This is a genomic window from Sphingomonas pseudosanguinis (assembly GCF_014196255.1).
Classification (GTDB): Bacteria; Pseudomonadota; Alphaproteobacteria; order Sphingomonadales; family Sphingomonadaceae; genus Sphingomonas; species Sphingomonas pseudosanguinis.
On sequence record NZ_JACIDH010000002.1, the window covers coordinates 323,022 to 345,592 of the forward strand.

Sequence of the window (22,571 nt, forward strand, 5' to 3'; positions counted from 1 at the left end):
GATGGCGTCACAATTCCTCCCCGCACAGCGTCACAGCGGCCTGGATGACCGCCAGATGGGTCAGGCCTTGCGGCATGTTGCCCAGATAATGCCCGGTTTCCGGATCGATCATCTCGGCATAGAGCCCGGCGCCCCGGCTATCGAGGGCCTCGGTCGCGGCATCGAACGCCGCCTGCGCGGCCTCCTGCTGCCCCAGCAGCGCGCGTGCCTCGATCATCCAGAAGGTGCAGGCGAGGAAGCAGGCCTCCTCCTTGTCGACGCCCGAATAGCGATAATGGAACGCCCCCTTGCCCAGTTCGCGGTCGATCGCATCCAGCGTCCGCGCGAGACGGTCCTGCCCGTCGAACCGAAAGCGGACCGCCAGCGCGAGACTGGCGTCGAGCGCGTCGCTGTCCGGATGCATCAGATAGGCGCCGCGTTCCTCCGACCAGCAATGTTCGCCGATCCATGCCTCCACCCGGTCGCGCTCGCGCGCCCAGCGGTCGCGGCAGGTCGTCGGGATCTGCCCCTGATCCGCCAGCTCGACCGCGCGCGCCAGCGCCTGCCAGCAGCTGATCTTCGACATGGTATAGTGGCGTTCCTCGGGCAGTTCCCAGATGCCGGCATCGGGCTGTCGCCAGCGGTCGGCGCAGGCATCCGCCAGATGCGACAGTGTCTCGGCGCTGGCACCATCGAGGAAATTGCCGCAGGCGACGAACCGGCTCGCCGTCTCGAAAATGTCGCCGTAAATGCCGTGCTGGTGCTGTCCGCCGGCCAGATTGCCGACCCTGACGGGGCGCGACTGGCGATAGCCGCTGACCGCGATCTCCTTTTCGGGCGGCACCGGTTCGCCGTTCAACGTGTAACAGACCTGCGGCTCCGCCTCCCCCAGCCGCTTGAGCAGCCAGGTAAAGGCCGCCTTGGCCTCGGCATGAGCGGCGATGCGCAGGAACGCCTTGATCGTATAGCCGGCATCGCGGACCCAGGCATAACGATAGTCGTAATTCTTGGACCCGCCGATCCCTTCCGGAAGCGAGGTCGTCGCCGCCGCCGTGATCGCGCCGGTCGGCGAGTAGAGCAGCAGCTTCAATGCCAGTGCGTTGCGCAGCACCCGGTCGCGCTGCGCGTCGGGGACCTTCAGCCGTTCGGCCCATTGCCGCCATTCGGCATCCGACAGGTCGATCCGCTCGTCGATCTGCTCGATGTCCTGACAGACCAGCGGTTCGTCCTCTCCAGCGATGATCGCGATCCGCGCCCGGTCGCCGGGGCCGACATTGGCATGGGCGGTGACCAGCCCGTCCTCGACGCTATCGATCGTCACATGCCCACAGTGGCGGAACACGCCCAGCACCCGGTCGACATGGAAGACATTGTGCCCGCCGGCCGGCGCGAAATAGGGGCTGACCGTATCCGCCCGCCGACTGAAACGCAGCGTGATGGCGAAGCGGACGAAGCCGTCCAGCCCCTCCACCCGCCGCGCCAGCTCCGCCCAGGGCAGCCGCCCGGCGGTGCCGCTGTTCAGCGACTCGACCAGCTTGGCGCGGCCCGAGGCAGTGGTGAACACCGTTTCCAGCACATTGCTGCTTGGTCGATAGCGGCGCTCGACGGTGAACGGCTCGACCGGCGTGATCGAAAAGCTCCCCCCACGCTCGCCGTCCAGCAACCGGTCGAACAGGGGCGGCGAGTCCATATTGGGAACACACCACCAGTCGATCGCGCCGTCCGCGCCGCTGAGCGCGACGCTGCGCCCGTCGCCCAGCGCCGCGTAATTTTCCAGGTCGAGAAAGCCGTCGGCGTCGGGGAGCGGATCGGGATGCTGGTCGGGCAATGTCACGAGGGCGCGCGCTCCGCTTTAGGGATCGTGATCCAGGTTATCGTCCTGAAACTTGCGCAGACAACTCATCAAAAGGTCGAAGTCTCCGTGGGACCTTCCTGAGTTTTGCGCGTTGCAGCAGCCGTTAAGAAGACATCGGAGCAATAGGATGAGCCTGGCATCGGCACTTGGATTCGGCACGAAGAAGGTCCGCTATGCGGTCGTGGGTGCCGGCGATATCACCCAGTCGGCGATGCTTCCGGGCATCAAGCATACCGGCAATTCCGAACTGACCGCCATCGTCACGGGCGACGCAGAGAAGGGCAGCGCGCTGGCCGCGAAATACGGTGTCGAGCATGTCTATTCCTATAACGAGTTCGACAAGCTGCTGACCGCCGGCGTCTGCGATGCGATCTATCTGGCGACGCCCAACTGGCGTCACGCCGAATTCGCCATCCCCGCGCTGGAGGCCGGCATCCATGTGCTGTGCGAAAAGCCGCTGGAGATTTCGGTCGAGAAATCGCGTGCGATCCAGGATGCCGAGAAGCGGTCCAGCGCCAAGCTGATGACTGCCTATCGCCTGCATTTCGAACCGGGCACGCTCGCCGCGATCGAGAAGATCCGCAACGGCGAACTGGGCGAACTGGTCGCGTTCACCTCCTGCTTCGGCCAAAAGCTCGATCCCGACAATCACCGCGCCAAGCACGGGCTGGAGGCCGGGCCGCTGTTCGACATGGCACCCTATCCGATCAACGCCATCCGCTATCTCTTCGGGGCCGAGCCCGTCGCGGTCGAAAGCGCGGTCGCGACGCGCCAGCCCAGCGCAGGTCTCGGCGATCTGGACGATACCTTCGCGGTGGTGCTGCGCATGCCGGGCGACCGGCTGGCGAGCTTCACCGTCAGCTATGCGATGAACAATGTCGACAGCCTGATCATCGCGGGCATGAAGGGGTCGATCCATATGAGCCCGGCCTATGGCTTCCAGTCGGGAATCGAGCACAATCTGACCATCGGTGACAAGCAGACCCACGAGACGTTCAAGCACACCGACCAGTTCGGCGGCGAGATGCGTTATTTCTCGGACTGCATCCTGAACGACCGCGATCCGGAGCCCGATGCCGAGGAAGGCCTGTCCGACCTCCGCGTGATCGAAGGCATCATGAAGGCGATGGAGACCAAGAGCCGGGTCGAGCTGCCCCCCTTCACCCGCACCCGCCGGATCGACACCGAAAGCCAGCGCCAGACCCTGTCGGCCGTCAGCGCCCCCGAGCCGGTCAAGGCCAAGTCGCCCACCGGTTCGTGATTGATGCCGATCAGGCGATTTTTACGGGAGCGGAACGACCCCATCAATCGTTAGGCTGGCGATGACATACATCATGTCACGACAGGGAGAAGACGGTGGATCAACGGGAAGAGCAGCTTCGCCAACGTGCCTATGACATCTGGCAGGCCGAGGGCGAACCACATGGCCGCGATCGCGACCATTGGGAACTGGCTGAACGGCAGTTGCGCGAAACAGGCGAGGCGGAGGAGCCGACGACGGCGGACGCCGAGGTCAAACCGGCTCCCGCCCGCCGCAAGGCCGCTCCCGCGACGATCCAGGATGATGGGGTCACCGTGAAACCAAAGACCAGAAAGCCGCGCGCCAGCAAGGCCTGACCCATCGCCCGGATGGCGACCTCCCACCAGCCATCCGGGCGATTACCGCACATTTCGAACTTCAACCACGCATGGTCTTCCACCGACTTTTGCCGGAGATGTCACTTGACCGCATTGCCCGATCGGATTCTTGCCGGCTCGCCCCATCCGCTGGGGGCGACGTTCGATGGCGAAGGGGTGAATTTCGCCGTCTTTTCGGCCAATGCCGACCGGATCGAACTATGCCTGTTCGACGCCAACGGGAAGCGCGAGCTGAAGCGCTTCACGCTGCCCGAATGCACCGACGAGGTGTGGCACGGCTATCTGCCCGATGTCGGCCCCGGGCTCCTCTATGGCTACCGCGCGCATGGTCCCTATGAGCCGGAGGCGGGGCACCGCTTCAATCCGAACAAGCTGCTGCTAGACCCCTATGCGCGCAAGCTGTTCGGCGAGATCAAGTGGACCGATGCGCTGCACGGCTATCAGATCCGGTCCAAGAAGGAGGATCTGAGCTTCGACAAGCGCGACAGCGCCGCCGCCATGCCCAAGGCGGTGGTCGTCGACGACCATTTCGACTGGTCGCGCGACGTGAAGCCCAACACGCCCTGGTCCGAAACCGTCATCTATGAAGCGCACGTCAAGGGGCTGACCAAGCTGATGGAACTGGTGCCGCCGCGCGAACGGGGCACCTATGCCGGGCTCGGCCATCCGGCGGTCATCAAGCATCTGAAGCGCATCGGCGTTACAGCGATCGAACTGCTGCCGATCCACAGCTTCACCCAGGACCGTTTCCTGCAGGAAAAGGGCCTGCGCAATTACTGGGGCTATAACACGCTCGGCTTCTTCGCCCCCGAACAGGCCTATTTCGCGACCGACACCCAGGACGAACTGCGCCGCGCGGTGCACCGCCTGCACAAGGCGGGGATCGAGGTGATACTCGACGTCGTCTACAACCATACCTGCGAAGGGTCGGAGAAAGGCCCGACGCTGTCCTGGCGCGGGTTGGACAATGCCAGCTATTACCGGCTGGTCCAGGATCAGCCGCGCTATACGATCAACGACACCGGCACCGGCAACACGCTGAACCTGTCCAAGGCGCGCGTGATCCAGATGGTGGCGGACTCGCTGCGTTACTGGGCGACCAGCTTCGGCATCGACGGCTTCCGTTTCGACCTGGGGCTGACGCTGGGTCGCGAAGCAGATGGCTTCGATCCCGGCGCGGCCTTTTTCGACGTGCTGCGTCAGGACCCCGTGCTCGGCCGGTTGAAGCTGCTGACCGAGCCATGGGATGTCGGCCCCGGCGGTTATGAGCTGGGCAATTTCCCGCCCGGCTTTTCGGAATGGAACGACAAGTATCGCGACACAGTGCGCAAATACTGGCGCGGCGATCCCGGCCAGCGGGGCGATCTCGCCGCGCGCCTGTCGGGGTCCGGCGACCTGTTCGACCGGCGCGCCCGGCGTCCCTGGGCCAGTCTCAACATGCTCGCCGCGCATGACGGCTACACGCTGGCCGATACGGTCATGTACGAACAGCGCCACAACGAGGCGAACAAGGAAGACAATCGCGACGGCCATTCCGAGAACTACTCGCGCAACTGGGGCGCGGAGGGGCCGACCGACGACGAGAATATCAAGGCGGCACGCGGCCGCGTGATGCGGTCGATGATGACGACGCTGATGGCCTCGCTCGGTACGCCGATGATCGTCGCCGGCGACGAGTTCGGCCGGACCCAGCATGGCAACAACAACGCCTATTGCCAGGATAACGAGATCAGCTGGCTCGACTGGAACGCCGCCGCGTCCGAGGACGGCGAGGCGATGATCGCCTTCACCGCGCGGCTCGCCGAACTGCGCCGCCGCTATCAGGTATTGCGCGCACCGCACTTCCTTTACGGCCAGGACACGCCGGGCCAGGGCGTCAATGACATCGAATGGTGGGACGAGCGGGGCAATCAGCTCAGCGCGGATGACTGGAACAACCCTGAAGGTCGCGCCCTGATGATGCGCCGCGCGAGCAAGACCGAGGACGACCGGATCGAGGCGGTGTCGCTGTTGCTCAACGCCTCGGCCGATCCGATCACCTTCACCCTGCCCCCGCCCCATAACGACCGCACCGTCCTGATCGACAGCGCCAAGCCGGAACAGGGCGAGATCGCGATCGGCGATACCTATGAGGTCGGCCCGCAAAGCGCCGTCCTGATCACCTGGCATGATGCGATCGCGTCATGACGCACTGGGGACCCGAACTGAGGGATGACGGCACGACGCGGTTCCGGCTCTGGGCGCCGGACCGCGATGCCGTCACCCTCGAAATCGACGGCGGTGTGTCCGTGCCGATGTCGCGCAGCGAGGATGGCTGGTTCGTCGTCGACGCCGCTGCGGGTGCTGGCACCCGCTACCGGTTCCGCTTGGACGCGGACCTGGCGGTGCCCGATCCGGCGTCGCGGTTGCAATCGGGCGGCGTCCATGGCTGGAGCGTCGTGCTCGACCACGCCTTTGCCTGGAGCGCGACCGAATGGCGCGGGCGGCCGTGGGAAGAGACGGTACTGCTGGAGGTCCATGCGGGAACGCTGGGCGGTTTTGCCGGTATTCGCGACCGGCTGGCGGGCATGGCGGCAGCTGGGATCACTGCGATCGAGCTGATGCCGGTCAACGCCTTCGGCGGGACCCGCAACTGGGGCTATGACGGCGTGCTGCCCTATGCCGTCGCCGAAAGCTATGGCTCGCCGGCGGAATTGAAGACGCTGGTCGATACCGCGCACATGCTCGGCATCTCGGTCTTCCTCGATGTGGTCTATAATCATTTCGGACCGGACGGGAATTATCTGAACGCCTATGCCGGCGCCTTCTTCCACAAGGATGTCCATACCCCCTGGGGCGGCGCAGTCGCGGTCGATGCCGATCCGGTGCACCGCTTCTTCGTCGACAACGCGCTGATGTGGCTGCGCGATTATCGCATCGACGGGCTGCGCTTCGACGCCGTCCATGCGATCGCCAAAGACGGCTTTCTCGACCGGATGGCGCACGAAATTCGCCAGGCGCTGCCCGAACGGCATGTGCATCTGGTCTTGGAAAACGAAAAGAACGACGCTGAACGGTTGACGCCCGAACGCTATGACGCGCAGTGGAATGACGACTTCCACAATGTTTTGCACGTCCTGCTGACCGGTGAGACGAGCGCCTATTATGGCGACTTCGCCGATCGTCCGGCCGAGCGGCTGGCCCGGTGTCTGAAGGAAGGCTTCATCTATCAGGGTGAAGGCTCGGCCAACCACGACGGGGCGACGCGAGGCAAACCGTCGGGCCATCTGCCCAGCACCGCCTTCGTCGCCTTTCTCCAGAACCATGACCAGGTCGGCAACCGGGCGATGGGCGAGCGGCTGATCCGGCTGACCGATCGCGAGCGGCTGCGGGCGGCGACCGCCCTGTTGCTGCTGGGGCCGCAAATCCCGTTGTTGTTCATGGGTGAGGACGAAGGCAGCGACAGCCCCTTCCTGTTCTTCACCGACTTTCACGACGACCTCGCCGACGCCGTCCGAGAGGGCCGGCGCAAGGAATTCGCGAAGTTCGAGGCCTTTGCCGACGAAGCGGCGCGCGAACGCATACCCGATCCCAACGCCAAGGCGACCTTCGATGCCTCGATCCCCCAGCCCGGCCCCGAGGCGGGCGAATGGCGCGCGCTGTACCGCGAATTGCTGATGCTGCGGCAGGTGCATATCGTGCCCCGTCTGAAGGGCGCCATCGGCATCGCGGCGGAGGCGACCGGCGCGGCGGCGGTCAAGGCGCGCTGGCGGATGGCCGATGGCGCGACGCTCACCATCCATATCGATCTGGGCGACACCCCCGCCCCGCGCGGCGCCGAGGAGGGCACGTTGATCCACCGCGAAGGCGATCGCTTCGCCGCCTGGATCGCGCCATGAGCGATCTGCACGATCGCGCCGAGGCGGCCGGGCTGATCCGCCAGTGGCAGGATGCCAAGGGCGAGGACCAAATCGTCTCCGACGAAGCGCTGGAAGCCATTCTCGCCTGCCTCGACGACGATGCCATAGAGGAGCGCTTCGTGTCGGCCGATATGGGCGGCATCGTTGTGCTGCCGTCAGGTTGGCGGACCGGGCCGGCCGAATTGCGGCTCGAAAGCGGAGACATTCGTCCGGTCACCCTTTCTGAGGATGACGATCGCGTCTGCCTGACCGGCATAGCCATGCCCGGCTACCACCACCTTCGGCAGGACGATCGTGAACTGACGGTCGCCATCGCTCCGTTGCGCTGTCCTTCCCCACCGGCGGGGCGGCATTGGGGAAGTGCCGTCCAGATTCCGTCATTGCGAGAGGGCCACGGCGCCTATGGCGATTTCGCCAGCCTCGCCCAAGCGGCCGCGACGCTGGGCCGCGCCGGTGCCGCAGCCGTCGCGATCAGCCCGGTCCATGCGCTGTTCCCGGCCGACGCCAGCCGGTTCAGCCCCTATGCGCCGTCCAGCCGGCTGTTCCGCAACGCATGGCTGGCGCCCGCCGATGAGCCGGTGACCGAAGCCGAGGAACTGATCGACTGGAGCACCGCCGCACCCGATCGGATGCGCGACCTGCGCATCGTCTATGACCGGCTGTCCGATGCCGACCGCGCGACTTTTGCCGAATGGCGCGAAGCGCAAGGCGAACGGCTGCAGGCGCAGGCGGTCTTCGATGCGTTGCACAGCTATTTCCTGGCTCGGAACGGCGCGAGCGGGTGGCGGCAATGGCCCGACGAATTTCATGATCCGACGGGCGAGGCCGTGCGCGAGTTCGTTGCGGATCATGCGGATGCGGTCGCCTTCCATGCCTTTGCCCAGTGGCACGCCGATAGGGGATTGGCGCGGGCGGCGGATGCCGCACGAGACGCGAGCATGGCGATCGGCCTGATCGCCGACCTCGCCATCGGCGTGGCCGGTGACGGCGCCGACAGCTGGAGCAGGCCGCAGGACGTGCTGACCGGCCTGTCGATCGGCGCGCCGCCTGATCCGCTCGGTCCCGATGGTCAGAATTGGGGTATCACCGCGCTGTCGCCCTTCGCGCTGCGTCGGCAGGGTTTCGCGTCCTTCATCGGCACGCTGCGCGCAATCCTGGCGCATGCGGGCGGGGTACGGATCGACCATGCGCTGGGCCTGGGGCGGCTATGGGTCATTCCCGAAGGGCGGACGGCGGATCAGGGCGCGTATCTGACCATGCCATTCGATCACATGCTGCGCATCCTGAAGATCGAAGCGCACCGCGCCAATGACGGGCGCGGCGCGATCGTGATCGGTGAGGATCTGGGCACCGTCCCGCCCGGCTTTCGCGACGTGATGGCCGATGCCGGGATGCTGGGCATGCGGGTCCTACCCTTCGAACGCGATGCGGAGGGCGACTTCGTTCCGTCCCAAGACTGGTCCGCCGACGCCATCGCGATGACCGCCACGCATGACATCGCCACGGTCGCCGGTTGGTGGCAGGGCCGCGATCTGGAATGGCGCGCGAAGATCGCCGGCAAGTCCGTCTCCTCCGATCAGCAGGATGAACGGGCCGACGAGCGGTCGCGGCTGTGGGACAAGATCGGCGATGGTCCGATGCCACAAGAGGCCGCCCCCGTCGTCGACGCGGCCATCGCGGCGGTCGCATCCTCCCCCTGCCCGCTCGCGATCATCCCCGCCGAGGACCTTCTCGGCCTGGTCGAGCAGCCCAATCTGCCCGGCACCATCAACGAGCATCCCAACTGGCGCCGCCGCCTGCCCGACACGCTGGACGCAGCGTTCGCCGACCCGGTGGTCGCCACCCGCATCGCCACGCTCAACGCCCGCTGACCCTTTATCGAAGGACGCCGTCCATGACGCCGCGCGCCACCTATCGCTTTCAGTTTCACAAGGACTTTCCCTTCGCCCAGGCCGAGGCGTTGCTGCCCTATCTCGATCGGCTCGGGATCAGTCACGTCTATGCCTCGCCGATCACCACGGCGGCGGCGGGTTCGACGCACGGTTATGACGTGATCGACCCCACCCGGATCAATCCCGAGCTGGGTGGCGAGGCGGCGTTCCGTTCGCTTGCCGAAGCGGCGCGGGCGCGCGGCATGGGTGTCATCATCGACATCGTACCCAATCACATGGGCGTCGCCGGCGGGGGCAATCGCTGGTGGAACGACGTGCTGACCCATGGGCCGGACAGCGCCTATGCCAAGTTCTTCGACATCGACTGGTCGCGAAAGCTCGTCCTGCCGATCCTGGGAGCACCACTGTCTGAAACGCTCGCCGATGGACAGATCGCGGTCGAACGTCAGAACGACCGCGCCGAGATCGTCGCTTATGGCGAGCATCGCCTGCCGATCCGCGACGAGGATCAGGCGGACGCGGAGACCACACCAATCGCAGCATTACTGGAGCGACAGCATTACCGCTTGGCCTCGTGGCGCGTGTCCAATGACGAACTCAACTGGCGGCGTTTCTTCACGATCAACGAGCTGGCCGGCCTGCGGGTCGAGGACGACGCGGTGTTCGAGGAAACCCACGCGCTCTATTTCCGCCTCTATGCCGAGGGCCTGATCGACGGTGTGCGGATCGATCATGTCGACGGGCTGACCGACCCGGTCGGCTATTGCCGCAAGCTGCGCGCCCGGTTCGACGCCATCCCGCGCGAGGACGGCAACCGAGCCTATATCGTTATCGAGAAAATCCTCGCCGCCGACGAGCCGATGGGCACCGATTGGGGTATCGACGGCACCAGCGGCTACGACTTCATGGAGGAGGTATCCGCCCTGCTCCACGCCCCCGAGGGCACGCGGCCACTTGCCGACCTGTGGGCGCAGATCAGCGGTCGGTCCGCCGATTTCGCGCCGGAGGAGTTGCAGGCACGGCAGGACCTGCTCGCCTGGCAGTTCGCGGGCCAGTTAGAGGGATGCGTCGCGTCGTTCGCGGCCCTGACGGCATCCGCGCCCGACCTCGACGGCGCGATCACGACGCCGATGCTTCGTCGGGCGATCGAGCGCCTGCTCTGGGTATTTCCGGTGTACCGCACCTACGGTCCCGACGCGCCGGAGTCCGATGGGGCGATCCGTCAGCAGGCGCGCGACCGGGTCGAGCGGTTCATTCCGCCGGGTGAGGCCTTTGTCGTCGATCAGGTGCTGACCTGGTTGTCGGGCGACGGCCCCGGCGACACGGCGCTGCGCGCGGAGGCGGTGCGCCGCTTCCAGCAATTGTCGGCACCGATCGCGGCCAAGGCGGTGGAGGACACCGCCTTCTACCGGCACGGCGTCCTGCTCTCGCGCAACGATGTCGGCTTCGACGCCGGCCGCATGAGCCTGCCCATCGCGGAGTTTCATGACCGGATGATCGGCCGCGCCGAACGCTTCCCGCGTGCGATGCTGACCACCGCGACCCATGATCACAAACGCGGCGAGGATGTCCGCGCCCGGCTCGCGGTGCTGAGCGCCATGCCCGACGAATGGCGCGCGATAGTGGAACGCTGGCGGACCGAGACGTTGGGACTGTCCGAGGGCGTCGATCCGGCCGACTGGTACATGCTGATCCAGACGCTGGTCGGGGCGTGGCCGGGATCGGACGCGGCCGAGGACTTTGTCGAGCGGGTCGCCGCCTGGCAGGAAAAGGCGTTGCGCGAAGGCAAGCTGCGGTCGTCCTGGGAGCAGCCGGACACCGACTATGAAGAGCGCTGCAACGCACTGGCCAAGACGCTGATCATCGGCAGCGAAGGCCGTGCCTTTCGCGAAGGTCTGTCCTCATTGTTGAAGGCCATTGCACCCGCTGCGACCGCGAACACGCTGGCACAACTGGGTTTGCGCTACACCGTGCCAGGTGTCCCCGACTGCTATCAGGGAACGGAATTGGCCGATCTGAGCCTGGTCGATCCGGATAATCGCCGGCCGGTCGACTATCCCGCGCGGGAAGCCGCGCTTGCGGGTGGCCGCGACGCCAAGATGGCGTTGCTCGCCGGGCTGCTGGCCGCGCGGCGCGAGCACCCGGCGCTGTTCGAAGAAGGCGATTACCAACCCCTCGCCGTCACGGGCCATGGCAAGGACCGCGTCCTCGCCTTTCGCCGGACGCACGAAGGCGCGGTGTTGACCGTCGTCGTCGGGTTGCGGCTGTGGCCGTTACTCACCGAGGGCAACCGGATCGATTGGCGCGATACGCGGGTCATGATCGATGACGAGCCACACCCCGTCGCCGAAATGCTGGCTGATGGCAGTTTCTGGCATCGGATCGACCTCACCTCGTGAGGGCATTGCCGCCCGACTTCTACACGCAGGATGTGGATCAGGTCGCGCGCGGTCTGATCGGTGCGACCTTGCGGTGCGAGGGCGTCGGCGGCGTGATCGTCGAGACCGAGGCCTATGACGCCGCCGACCCGGCATCGCATAGTTTTGCGGGCAGGACCGCGCGCAATGCGGCGATGTTCGGCCCCGTCGGGCATGCCTATGTCTATCGAATCTACGGGCTGCATCATTGCCTCAACATCGTGTGCGGCGTGCCGGGAAGCGCCGTGCTGATCCGCGCGATCGAACCGCGTCATGGCATCGAGCGGATGCGTGAGCGGCGGGGCATGGCGATGCGCGAGCGGGACCTGTGCGCCGGGCCGGGGCGTTTGTGCCAAGCGCTGGGCATCGATCTTGCCTGTGACGGTGCCACCCTCACCCAGCCCCCGTTCGAATTGGAACGACCGGTCGTCATGCCGCCCATCGTCATCGGGCCGCGTATCGGCATCACCCGCGCCGCCGATCGCCCGCGCCGCTTCGGATGGGCCGGCTCGCCCTGGCTCAGCAAAGCGTTTTCGACTAATTCTTCCGCGTCGCAGCAAGAATAATCGATCATCGCGCCGCGTTGCAGCACCTAATTTTCTTGAACTGCGATGAAATTCTCGCGAGCCTCGTCTTCACAATAAAAAGGGGACGAGTCGATGGAGTGGATCAAGGTCCTGGCGATCATCGCCATGGTCTACGGCGTTTGGGCGGCCTATCGCTCGCTGGGCGCGCCTGTTCAATATGAAGGCAATCGCTATTTCCGTCAGCCCGATGGAAGTTTTCGGCGCTGGTATGGCGGCCGCAAATTCTCCGCCGCGGAATTGGGACGGACCGAGCAGGCCTGATCCCCCTGGTCAGCATGGGTAAATATTGCCGGCGGTAAAGCTCTGGCCTGCCATCCGTTTTCCGGGTGGCGCGAGAGGATGACGCTTTCCATGTCCGCCGTGTCCGGCATTCCCACGCCCCTGCTGATTCTTGTGGCGGCGATCATCGTCGCCGGCATCGTCGCGCGGCGCGTACCCGTCTTGCGGGTGGCGATCAGCATCGTGACCTGGGTCGTGCTGGGCGGACTCGTCCTGAGCCTCGTCCATCAGCGCGAACAGTTCGATCCCTATATCCAGCGCGCGATGCAGGTCCTGAATTTGCAGGATCAGAATGTCGTCGGCGACACGGTGCGCATCCGCATGTCGCCCGACGGCCATTTCTGGGCGCGCGTGTCGGTCGACGGCGTCACCCGCCGGATGCTGGTCGATAGCGGCGCGACGCTGACCGCGCTGTCCGTCGGCAGCGCGCAGGCGGCGGGCCTCGATCCGCGCACGCCGGTCATGCCGGTCGTCCTCAACACCGCCAACGGCATGGTCCGGGCACAGACCGCCAGGGTCGAGACGCTCAAGCTGGGTACCATCCGCGCGTACGATCTGCCCGTCGTCGTCTCACCCGCATTCGGTGAGACTGACATATTAGGCATGAACTTCCTCTCCCGCCTCAAAAGCTGGCGAGTCGAGGGGCGGACGCTGATCCTGGAGCCGCATCACCCCAAGGCGGAGAATGCGCAGAGCTGAAGAAGTTGTGGAAACCCGGCGCAATTCGAGACGTATCAATGAATGAGCAATTGACTTGATGGTATAGCTTACCCATGCGTCAACCCATGAGCACTCCCCTGTCGCGAATGCTGTCGCTTCCCGCGCAGCTCGACCGATATGTCGCCCAGGCCCTCGAAGATGGCCGCTATCCCGATGAGCAGGCGATGGTCGTCGCCGCGCTGGAACGGCTGCGCGACGAGGGTGCCGCGCTGACCGCCGAGCATTGGCTGGTCGGCGGCGGCGAATGCGGCCATCGCGTGCGGGATTTCGACTGGTCCCGGACCTCGCTCGGCCCGACCGACGGCTGGTGCTCGCCGCTGCGCACCACCGTCGCCAACATCGTCCATTCGCCGATCGCCAAGGTCCTGATGTGGGGACCGGATCATGTGATGATCTACAACGACGCCTACCGCGCCATCGCCGGTGAGCGTCATCCGGCCGCCTTTGGCGGTCTGGTGCCCCAGGTGTGGCCCGAAATCTGGGACTGGAACCGCAGCATCCTGGAGCGAGGTTTCGCCGGTGAGGACATCGCCTATCGCGATCAGCCCCTGCTCGTCACGCGTGCGGGCCAGCAGCAGGAGGTCGTGTTCGACCTCTACTACACCCCCATCTACCTCGATCGCGGCGGCGTTGGCGGCGTGATGTGCACCGTCGTCGAGAATACCGGCCGGGTCGCGGCCGAGCGGCGGCTGGCCAAGAGCGAGGCCGAGCTGCGGGTGATCACCGACTCGCTGCCCGTGCTGGTGGCGTTCGTCGATCGCGAGGAGCGATACCGGTTCGCCAACGACTATTATCGCGAATTCCTGGGCATCGACCCGCAGTCGATCCTGGGCTGCCGGATCAGCGACGTCCTAACCGAGTCCGACTACGCTGAGCGCAGGCCGCTGATCGACCGCGCGCTGGCCGGTGAAACCGTGGTGGCCGACGTCAGCCTGCAGCATCGCGACGGCACCAGCCGCCGGGCCGAAACACGCTATATCCCGCGCCAGGATGAAAGCGGTGAGATCATCGGCTTCCACATCCTGGTCTTCGATGTCGATGACCGGATGCGCCATGCCGAGGAGGTCGAGCGCAGCAACCGTCGCTTCCGTACCGCCATGGACGCGGTGCACGGCGTGTTGTGGACCAACAGCGCCGATGGCCGCATGGTCGGGGAACAACCCGGCTGGGCCGCCATCACCGGCCAGAGCTACGATGAGTATCAGGGTTTCGGCTGGTCGAACGCGGTCCATCCCGACGACACCGAAGCCTCGGTCGTGGCCTGGAACGCGGCGGTCGCGGCCAAGTCGATGTTCATCCACGAGCATCGCGTCCGCCGCCATGATGGCGAGTGGCGCACCTTCGCCATTCGAGGGCTGCCGATCCTCGGGCAGGACGGCGAGCTGATCGAATGGGTCGGCGTCCATACCGACATCACCGAACAGCGTGCCGCCGAACAGGCGCTGCGCGACCAGGCCGACGTTCTGGCCCGCCAGGTCCGCCACCGCGAGCGGGCCGAGGCCCAGCTCCGCCAGCTGAACGAGACGCTGGAAAACCGCGTCATCGAGGAGATCAACGAACGCCGTCAGGCCGAGCGCGCCTTGGCGCAGGCGCAGAAGATGGAGACGATCGGCAAGCTGACCGGCGGCGTCGCGCATGATTTCAACAATCTGCTGCAGGTCGTGTCGGGCAATCTCCAGCTGCTGGGCAAGGACGTGGCGGGCAATCAGCGCGCGGAGCAGCGCGTCGCCAATGCCATGGCGGGCGTGTCGCGCGGGTCGAAGCTGGCCGCCCAGCTGCTCGCCTTCGGTCGGCGTCAGGCGCTGGAGCCCAAGGTCGTCAACGTCACCCGCTTCGTCCAGGGCATGGACGATATGCTGCGCCGCGCAATCGGCGAGGGCGTCGAGATCGAGACGATCGTCGGCGGTGGCCTGTGGAACACCTTCATCGATCCCGCGCAGATCGAGAATGCGCTGCTGAACCTGGCCATCAACGCGCGCGACGCGATGAACGGTCAGGGCAAGCTGACCATCGAGCTGGGCAACGCGCATCTCGACGACGAATATGCGCGCACCCATGAAGAGGTGGCGGCGGGCCAATATGTCATGCTGGCCGTGTCCGACACGGGTTCGGGCATGAGTCCCGAGATCATCGAAAAGGTCTTCGAGCCCTTCTTCTCGACCAAGAGCGAGGGCAAGGGATCGGGTCTTGGCCTGTCGATGGTCTATGGTTTCGTCAAACAGTCGGGCGGCCATGTGAAGATCTATTCCGAGGTCGATCACGGCACGACGATCAAGCTGTACCTGCCCCGCGCGCTGGAAGCCGAGGATGTCGAGGTCGCGGTCGATACCGGCCCGATTTCCGGCGGCACCGAAACCGTGTTGGTGGTCGAGGACGATGCCGAGGTTCGCGCAACCGTGGTCGAGCTGCTGTCCGATCTGGGCTACCGCGTGTTGAAGGCGGTTGACGCGCAAAGTGCGCTCAACGTCATTGAAAGCGGTATCCCGATCGACATGCTGTTCACCGATGTCGTTATGCCCGGCACGCTGAAGAGCCCGGAGCTGGCGCGCAAGGCGCGGGAGCGACTGCCCGACATCGCGGTGCTGTTCACCTCGGGCTATACCGAGAACTCGATCGTCCATGGCGGCCGGCTCGACAAGGGTGTCGAGCTGTTGTCCAAGCCCTATACACGCGAGGCGCTGGCACGGAAATTCCGTCATGTGCTGGCCAATCAGCGGCAACGGCGGATGTCGACCGAGAATATCGCCTCGACATCGCGCCCTTTGCCGTCCGAGCCGACCCAGCCGGTGACGGTCGCGCAACCTTTGCATGATGGCCGGACGATCCTGCTGGTCGAGGACGACGATCTGATCCGCGCCAACACGGCGGAGACGTTGCAGGATGCCGGCTTCGTCGTGGTCCATGCGGTGACCGCCGAAGAGGCGATGACCGCGCTTCAGACCGCGCAGATCGACGTGCTGGTGACCGATATCAATCTGCCGGGCGAGTCGGGTGTCGAACTCGCCGGACGGGCGCGACAGCTGCGGCCGGGGCTCTCGATCGTGTTCGCGACGGGGGATGGCGGCATGGCGGCCGATGCGGCGGATATGGATGCCGCGCTGCTGACCAAGCCCTATTCGGCGGCGCAGCTGGTCAATGCGGTGCAGGGACGTCTGCAGGTATCGGAACAGGCGATCCAGCCATAAGGCCGGACCGCCTGCTCCTTTCGAACGGGACCATGCCGGAGGGGTTCGGCAGCGGGTCCCGGAACGAAAGCGGTTAGCGGGCCTTCCAGCCCTCGATGGCGGCGAAGGTGATGATCACCGCCAGGACCAGCAAGGCACCCTGCAATTCCAGAGCGGACAAATCGAACTCCATCGTCATCGGTCTATCTCCCGAATGGGGTCGGCCGGGCGACGACGTCCGGCCGATCGGCATTGAAGATGGGGCGGTAGGGCGTTTCCCGGTGGCACTCGTTCAGAGGGCCGTGGGAGAAACCTTTCCCGTCTCAACCAACGATATAGATGACGATCTTTGCTGCCGTGCAGCGACTGCGTGACAAATCATGTCCGACAGTTGGGAAGGGTGATTTCGGCGCACAGCCCCCCTTCCGGCCGGTTGGACAGCTTCAACTGCCCTCCCTCGGCCGCGACCACGCGCGACACGATCGACAGCCCCAGACCAAAGCCCACCGTATCCCGGCTTCGCGCCGCATCCAGCCGGACGAAGGGTTCGAGCACCAGTTCGAGCGAATCCTCGGGGATGCCGGGGCCGTCATCCTCGACGCGGATGTGAACCCCGTCCGCGCCATCAGCCGCCAGGGTGATGACGGCCCGCTCGCCATAATGAAGCGCATTCTCGACCAGATTGGTCAGCGCCCGCTTCATCCCGAACCGACGCAGGCGGCAGTCGAAATGATCCGGCCCGATATAGCGGACATCGCGACCATGATCGGTCGCATCGTCCGCCAGATTGGCGCACAGGATGGCGAGATCGGTCAGCTCGGGCTGTTCGACATCCCCCTCCCCGCCCAGAAAAGCGAGCAGCGAGGCGACCATCGCCTCCATTTCCTCGATGTCGTTGCCGATCGCCTCGCGCACATCCTCCTGCGCGATCGCATCGGCGCGCAGGCGCAGGCGGGCGAGCGGCGTGCGCAGGTCATGGCCCACCGCCGCCAGCGCCCGGGTCTGTTCGTCGATCAGCCGGCCGATCCGTGCCTGCATCCGGTTGAACGCGCGCGTCACATGGCGAACCTCGCCCGGCCCGCGTTCGGGCACGATCAGCGCCCCCTGCCCGCCCTGCCCGCGCCCCAGCTTGTCGGCGGCCCGCGCCAGCATCCGCAGCGGATGGAGGATACGGCCGATGAGCGCGCCGCTGAGCAGCATCAGCGCGATCGCCGGGATCAGCGCGAGCAGCACCCGGCCCAGCGCCAGATCGAGCGTACGCACCCCTTCGCGCATCCGGAAGATGAGGATCGACCCATCCTCCAGCCGCAGGTCGCCGGTCACGACGGAGGTCCGCCCGGGCGACGTCAGCCGCAGATGGATGTCGTTTCGGGCGAGAGTCGGTTCCCAATCGATGATCTGCCGGCGCATGCCGGCCATTGCCGGTGCGATCGGAGGCAGCGGCGGCGTCTCGGCCGACCAGCTGACGATATAGCGATCGGTGGTCAGTTCCTCCGCGACTTCGACCCGCTCGGACGGCGGACGCTCGCTGAGCACCCTCCGTGCGACGATCAGATGCTCGGCCAGCCGCCGCGCCTCGTCGTCGCGGACCGAGACATGGCTGGCGCGCTCGTAGAGATAGGTGGAGACGGCGAATTCGATCGTGACCGCCAGCAACAGGATCGCGACGATCCGGCCCAGCAGACCGACCGAGGGACGGATCACCGGCGCTCGACCGGCACGTTCAGCATATAGCCGACGCCGCGTACCGTCACGATCGGCGCGGCGCCACCCGCCCCCGACAGTTTGCGGCGCAGGCGGCTAACCAGCACGTCGATGCTGCGGTCCGAACTGTCGCCGATCCGGGCGCGCGACAGCTCGATCAGCCGCTCGCGCGCCACCACGCGCTGGGCGTTATCGAGAAAGGCGACGAGCAGGTCGAACTCGGCACCGGTCAGCTCGACCTGCGCACCCGACGGCGACATCAGTTCGCGACGCGGCAGGTTGGCGGTCCAGCCGTCAAAGCCGAGGATACCCGCTTCGCGCTCGCCCGGTGAATTCTCCAGCCCGCCCCGCCGCAGGACGGCACGGATGCGCGCCACCAGTTCGCGCGTGCTGAAGGGCTTGGGCAGATAATCGTCGGCGCCCAGTTCCAGCCCGACGACCCGGTCGACCTCGCTGCCCTTGGCGCTGATGAAGATGATCGGAACCGCGCTTTTCTGCCGCACCTGCCGGCACAGGTCGATGCCGCTAGTGCCCGGCAGCATGATGTCGAGCAGGATCAGGTCGATCTGCCCGACCTCCAGCGCCTGCCACATTTCGGGGGCGGCATTGGCGAGCTTGACCGCGAACCCGTTCTCTTGGAGCGCGCGGGCGGTCAGGGTCCGAAGGGCGGGATCGTCCTCGACGATCAGGATGGTTGGCGGCGTCACCCCCTCTGGCTAGGCAGGTGCGCGTCCGGCGTCAACGGCCGTTCCGGACCGATCCTCGTCCAGTCGCCGCAGCGTGGCGGCATAGCGACCGGCGCGTTCGGTATAGCCCAGCGCCGATCCGCGGAGGCGTTCGCGGTCTTCGGGACCGAGTGTACGGATCGCCTTTGCCGGCGCGCCGACGATCAGGCTGCCCGGGGGGAAGCGCTTGCCCTCGGTCACCAGCGCGCCCGCGCCGACCAGCGATCCCGCCCCGATCACCGCATCGTTCAGGATGGTCGCGCCCATACCGATCAGGCACCCCTCCTCGATCGTGCAGCCATGCAGAACCGCGCGGTGTCCCACGGTGCAGTCCGCGCCGATGGTCAACGGACTGCCCGGATCGGAATGCAGCACCGCTCCGTCCTGAATATTGCTCCGCGTGCCGATATGGATCGGCGTATTGTCCGCCCGCACGACCGCACCGAACCACAGGCTGACCTGCTCGTCGAGGATCGCCTCGCCGACGACATCGGCCGATGGGGCGATCCAGGCGCTGGGGTGTATCTGCGGTCGGCGGTCGTCCAGGGCGTAGAGTGGCATCAGGCGGCATCCCTTCGGTCGGTCTTGCCCGACAGACGATAGCGATGGAGCAGCGGTTCGGTATAGCCATTGGGCTGCACCGCCCCCTCGAAGATCAGCGCGCGCGCCGCCTGGAAGGCCAGCCCGTCTCTGCCCGAACCGCTCATCGGTCGGTAGAGCGGGTCGTCGCCATTTTGCGCATCGACCTTCGCGGCCATGCGGGTCAGTGCCGCATCGATCTCCTCCGCCGTCACGACGCCGTGGAGCAGCCAATTGGCCATATGCTGCGCCGAGATGCGCAGCGTCGCGCGGTCCTCCATCAGGCCGACATCATGGATGTCGGGCACCTTCGAACAGCCGATACCCTGATCGATCCAGCGGACGACATAGCCGAGCAGCCCTTGGGCATTGTTATCAAGTTCGACCCTGATCTCCGCCTCGCTCCAATCGCGCGAGGCCGCGACCGGCGGTGTCAGCAGGCGTTCGAGCGGCGCCACGGCTTCGCTGGCCCGCGCCCGCTGGCGTGCGGCGACATCGATGCGGTGGTAATGGGTCGCATGCAGCGTGGCAGCGGTGGGCGACGGCACCCAGGCGGTCGACGCGCCGGCCATGGGATGCGCGCCCTTTTGCGCCAGCATGTCCGCCATCCGGTCGGGCGCCGCCCACATGCCCTTGCCGATCTGCGCCCGGCCGGCAAAGCCGCATGCCAGCCCGATCTGGACATTGCGGTCCTCATAGGCGGCGATCCAGTCGCTGGCCTTCATATCGGCCTTGCGCACCATCGGGCCGGCGTGCATCGCGGTGTGGATCTCATCACCGGTGCGGTCGAGGAAGCCGGTGTTGATGAACACGATCCGGTCCTTCACCGCATGAATGCACGCCGCCAGATTGGCCGAGGTCCGGCGCTCCTCGTCCATGACGCCGATCTTGATCCGGTGCCGGGTCAGGCCCAGCATATCCTCGACCGCGTCGAACAGGCGATTGGCGAAATCGGCTTCCTCCGGCCCATGCATCTTGGGCTTGACGATATAGATCGACCCGGTGCGGCCGTTGCGCATCGGTTCGCGGTCGCGTCCGTCGCGCTGGGCGATCAGGCTGGTGACGATGGCGTCGACGATCCCCTCGGGCGCCTCGCGGCCATCCGGCATGCGGATGGCCGGGGTCGTCATCAGATGGCCGACATTGCGGACGAACAACAGGCTGCGACCGGGCAAGGTGAAGGCCGTACCATCCGGTGCGGTATAGTGGCGATCCTCCGCCAACGTGCGGGTCTGTGTCCGGCCGCCCTTGTCGAAGCTGGCGGACAAGGTGCCGTCGATCAGGCCCAGCCAATTGGCATAGCCCGCGATCTTGTCCTCCGCATCCACCGCCGCGACCGAGTCCTCCAGGTCGCAGATGGTGGTCAAGGCGGACTCGAGCGATATGTCGGCGATGCCCGCCCGATCGGTCCGACCGATGGGATGGCTGCGGTCGACGACAATCTCGATATGCAGCCCATGGTGACGAAACAACAGGCCGGTCTCGCTGCGCCCCAGGAATGCGTCGGGGTCGCGCAGGGTCGCGACCGCCGCCTCGACATCGGTCACGTCATGCCAGCTGCCGGCAATGGGCAGCGTATCGTCGAGGAAATCGCGCGCCCAGCGGATGACGGCCTCGCCGCGCTCCATGTCATAGCCGCGCGTATCGCCGGGCGGCAGGATCGCGTCGGTGCCGTAGAGCGCATCGTACAGACTGCCCCAGCGCGCATTGGCGGCGTTCAGCAGGAAACGGGCGTTGAGCATGGGCACGACGAGCTGCGGCCCGGCCAGCCGCGCGACTTCGTCATCGACCGATCCGGGCGCGATGGTGAAGGGTTCCGGCTCGGGCGTCAGATAGCCGATCTCGGTCAGGAACGCCCGCTGCGCCGCGCCGTCCTGCGCGCCGCCTGCGCGATACCAGTCGTCGATCCGCGCCTGCAGCGCATCGCGCCGGGCGAGCAGCGCCGCGTTTTCAGCAGCGAAACGCGCCAAGACATCGGCCATGCCCGCCCAGAAGCGATTAATGTCCACGCCGCTGCCCGGCAGGGCACGCTCCTCCAGGAAACGGACCAGCGCAGGCGCAACGGACAGGCCGTGACGGTCGATCATATCCACTCTCCCATTCTCCTCACGACGGGATAGGGCATCGCCAGTCGCATCGGTAGATGGCATAATCGCACACCTGTCGATCGCTGGAGGAACGAATGGACCCCGATCTCGCGCTGTTCGTCGATGTGGTGCAGGCCGGCAGTCTGGCCGGCGGGGCCAGGCTCTGGCGGCTGTCGCCCGCCATGGTGTCGAAGCGGATGGCGCGGCTCGAGGCGCGGCTGGGGGTCCGGCTGCTTCACCGCACTACCAGACGGCTGACCATGACCGAGGCGGGGGCGGCCTTCCACGCCGAGGTCGCGCCGCTGATCGCCGGTCTTCGGGCGGCGGAGGCGCGGGTGTCGCCGATCGCCGCCGGGCCAACGGGTCCGTTTCGCGTGACCGTGCCGACGTCATTCGGACGGATGTGGGTCGCGCCCCATCTTCCCGGCTTTCTGGAACGCTATCCGGCCGTTCGCCTGTCGCTGGACCTGACCGACGACTTCGTCGACGTCATGGGCGAACGGGTCGACCTGGCCATCCGGATCACCGCCGCGCCGCCAGGCGGCTTGGCGGCGCACCGGTTCGCGGACAATCGCCGCGTGTTGTGCGCCAGTCCGGCCTATCTCGCCAAGGCCGGTACGCCGGACAGCATCGCGGCACTCGCGGATCACCGGCTGCTCGCGGCGAAGGGCCAGTTGCCGTGGCGGTTGACCGGCGCGACGGTAACCGGGGAAAGTCTGGTCGAGACCAATTCCAGCGAGGTGGTGCGGGAGATGGCGCTGGCCGGCGCCGGCATCGCGCTGCGGTCGCTGTGGGACGTGGCCGATGCGCTGGCGGATGGCCGGCTGGTGCGGGTGCTACCGCGCTATGAGGGGTCCGTGGCGGTCGGCATCATCGGGCTTCACGCCCCCGCCCGCGCGCCGGCCGCCGTCCCCGCCCTGATAGCCCATCTGGCCGAGGCATGGAGGGATGCGGCCTGGATGACATGACGGGTCCGTCATTTTTCCGTGCATCCATGGGCGACAGCTTCTAGGCAGGGCGGAGTTCAACAGAAATAGCAGGGCATT

At 66.3% G+C, this 22,571-nt stretch carries 16 protein-coding genes; 11 read left to right on the forward strand and 5 right to left on the reverse strand.

From position 1 onward, the window contains the following. Nucleotides 1–7: 7 nt before the first annotated feature. Nucleotides 8–1,813, reverse strand: a complete 1,806-nt coding sequence (locus tag GGR48_RS05625) for a glycoside hydrolase family 15 protein (RefSeq protein WP_183950895.1) — start codon at nucleotides 1,811–1,813, stop codon at nucleotides 8–10. A gap of 148 nt (nucleotides 1,814–1,961) precedes the next feature. Between GGR48_RS05625 and GGR48_RS05630 the strand changes: the two genes are divergently transcribed. The 10 genes from GGR48_RS05630 to GGR48_RS05675 all read left to right on the forward strand — a co-directional run bounded on the left by GGR48_RS05630 (nucleotide 1,962) and on the right by GGR48_RS05675 (nucleotide 16,451). Next, nucleotides 1,962–3,095, forward strand: a complete 1,134-nt coding sequence (locus tag GGR48_RS05630) for a Gfo/Idh/MocA family protein (RefSeq protein ID WP_183950896.1) — start codon at nucleotides 1,962–1,964, stop codon at nucleotides 3,093–3,095. Nucleotides 3,096–3,190: 95 nt separating this feature from the next. After that, complete coding sequence (locus tag GGR48_RS05635) at nucleotides 3,191–3,451, forward strand: DUF2934 domain-containing protein (protein WP_183950897.1); 261 nt, start codon at nucleotides 3,191–3,193, stop codon at nucleotides 3,449–3,451. Nucleotides 3,452–3,556: 105 nt separating this feature from the next. Then, the gene (glgX, locus tag GGR48_RS05640; RefSeq protein ID WP_183950898.1) at nucleotides 3,557–5,659 is read left to right on the forward strand and encodes a glycogen debranching protein GlgX; all 2,103 of its coding nucleotides are present in this window, start codon (nucleotides 3,557–3,559) and stop codon (nucleotides 5,657–5,659) included. Next, nucleotides 5,656–7,350 (forward strand): malto-oligosyltrehalose trehalohydrolase, encoded by a 1,695-nt coding sequence (gene treZ, locus GGR48_RS05645; RefSeq protein WP_183950899.1) that lies wholly within the window; start codon nucleotides 5,656–5,658, stop codon nucleotides 7,348–7,350. Before glgX ends, treZ begins: the two co-directional genes overlap by 4 nt. Then, entirely contained in the window at nucleotides 7,347–9,242 is a 1,896-nt protein-coding gene (gene malQ, locus GGR48_RS05650; protein WP_183950900.1) for a 4-alpha-glucanotransferase, read from the forward strand. Before treZ ends, malQ begins: the two co-directional genes overlap by 4 nt. A gap of 23 nt (nucleotides 9,243–9,265) precedes the next feature. Beyond that, complete coding sequence (gene treY / locus GGR48_RS05655; protein WP_183950901.1) at nucleotides 9,266–11,662, forward strand: malto-oligosyltrehalose synthase; 2,397 nt, start codon at nucleotides 9,266–9,268, stop codon at nucleotides 11,660–11,662. Beyond that, nucleotides 11,659–12,246 carry a DNA-3-methyladenine glycosylase gene (locus tag GGR48_RS05660; RefSeq protein ID WP_183950902.1) on the forward strand — a complete coding sequence of 196 codons (588 nt, stop codon included), beginning with the start codon at nucleotides 11,659–11,661 and terminating at the stop codon, nucleotides 12,244–12,246. The genes treY and GGR48_RS05660 overlap by 4 nt, the downstream gene beginning before the upstream one ends. A 93-nt stretch (nucleotides 12,247–12,339) precedes the next feature. Beyond that, complete coding sequence (locus GGR48_RS05665) at nucleotides 12,340–12,528, forward strand: hypothetical protein (protein ID WP_183950903.1); 189 nt, start codon at nucleotides 12,340–12,342, stop codon at nucleotides 12,526–12,528. 90 nt (nucleotides 12,529–12,618) lie between these two features. After that, nucleotides 12,619–13,245 (forward strand): retropepsin-like aspartic protease family protein, encoded by a 627-nt coding sequence (locus GGR48_RS05670; RefSeq protein ID WP_183950904.1) that lies wholly within the window; start codon nucleotides 12,619–12,621, stop codon nucleotides 13,243–13,245. 86 nt (nucleotides 13,246–13,331) lie between these two features. Next, a complete protein-coding gene (locus tag GGR48_RS05675) occupies nucleotides 13,332–16,451 on the forward strand; it encodes a response regulator (RefSeq protein WP_240455969.1) in 3,120 nt (1,039 codons plus the stop codon). A 357-nt stretch (nucleotides 16,452–16,808) separates the two neighbouring features. Here the strand turns inward: GGR48_RS05675 and GGR48_RS05680 are convergent, their stop codons facing one another. From GGR48_RS05680 to GGR48_RS05695, 4 genes are read right to left on the reverse strand one after another with little or no spacing between them, the layout of a single operon-like run. Beyond that, nucleotides 16,809–18,134, reverse strand: coding sequence for an ATP-binding protein (locus GGR48_RS05680; protein ID WP_183950905.1), 1,326 nt, complete (start codon nucleotides 18,132–18,134; stop codon nucleotides 16,809–16,811). Further along, a complete protein-coding gene (locus GGR48_RS05685; RefSeq protein WP_183950906.1) occupies nucleotides 18,131–18,841 on the reverse strand; it encodes a response regulator in 711 nt (236 codons plus the stop codon). Before GGR48_RS05685 ends, GGR48_RS05680 begins: the two co-directional genes overlap by 4 nt. A gap of 9 nt (nucleotides 18,842–18,850) precedes the next feature. After that, on the reverse strand, nucleotides 18,851–19,420 hold the full coding sequence (locus GGR48_RS05690; protein WP_183950907.1) for a gamma carbonic anhydrase family protein: 570 nt from the start codon (nucleotides 19,418–19,420) through the stop codon (nucleotides 18,851–18,853). Then, a complete protein-coding gene (locus GGR48_RS05695) occupies nucleotides 19,420–21,525 on the reverse strand; it encodes a malate synthase G (protein ID WP_183950908.1) in 2,106 nt (701 codons plus the stop codon). Before GGR48_RS05695 ends, GGR48_RS05690 begins: the two co-directional genes overlap by 1 nt. 95 nt (nucleotides 21,526–21,620) lie before the next feature. Here GGR48_RS05695 and GGR48_RS05700 point away from each other — a divergent pair, with 95 nt between their 5' ends. Continuing rightward, entirely contained in the window at nucleotides 21,621–22,493 is an 873-nt protein-coding gene (locus tag GGR48_RS05700) for a LysR family transcriptional regulator (RefSeq protein ID WP_183950909.1), read from the forward strand. The last annotated feature ends 78 nt before the right edge of the window (nucleotides 22,494–22,571 follow it).

What these genes read in the sequence shown, in the direction of transcription:
- GGR48_RS05675 (WP_240455969.1), top strand. Translation starts at nt 13,332, where the DNA reads ATGAGCACTCCCCTGTCGCGAATGCTGTCGCTTCCCGCGCAGCTCGAC.
- GGR48_RS05700 (WP_183950909.1), top strand. Translation starts at nt 21,621, where the DNA reads ATGGACCCCGATCTCGCGCTGTTCGTCGATGTGGTGCAGGCCGGCAGT.
- GGR48_RS05630 (WP_183950896.1), top strand. Translation starts at nt 1,962, where the DNA reads ATGAGCCTGGCATCGGCACTTGGATTCGGCACGAAGAAGGTCCGCTAT.
- treZ (WP_183950899.1), top strand. Translation starts at nt 5,656, where the DNA reads ATGACGCACTGGGGACCCGAACTGAGGGATGACGGCACGACGCGGTTC.
- malQ (WP_183950900.1), top strand. Translation starts at nt 7,347, where the DNA reads ATGAGCGATCTGCACGATCGCGCCGAGGCGGCCGGGCTGATCCGCCAG.
- GGR48_RS05695 (WP_183950908.1), bottom strand. Translation starts at nt 21,525, where the DNA reads ATGATCGACCGTCACGGCCTGTCCGTTGCGCCTGCGCTGGTCCGTTTC.
- treY (WP_183950901.1), top strand. Translation starts at nt 9,266, where the DNA reads ATGACGCCGCGCGCCACCTATCGCTTTCAGTTTCACAAGGACTTTCCC.
- GGR48_RS05690 (WP_183950907.1), bottom strand. Translation starts at nt 19,420, where the DNA reads ATGCCACTCTACGCCCTGGACGACCGCCGACCGCAGATACACCCCAGC.
- GGR48_RS05670 (WP_183950904.1), top strand. Translation starts at nt 12,619, where the DNA reads ATGTCCGCCGTGTCCGGCATTCCCACGCCCCTGCTGATTCTTGTGGCG.
- GGR48_RS05665 (WP_183950903.1), top strand. Translation starts at nt 12,340, where the DNA reads ATGGAGTGGATCAAGGTCCTGGCGATCATCGCCATGGTCTACGGCGTT.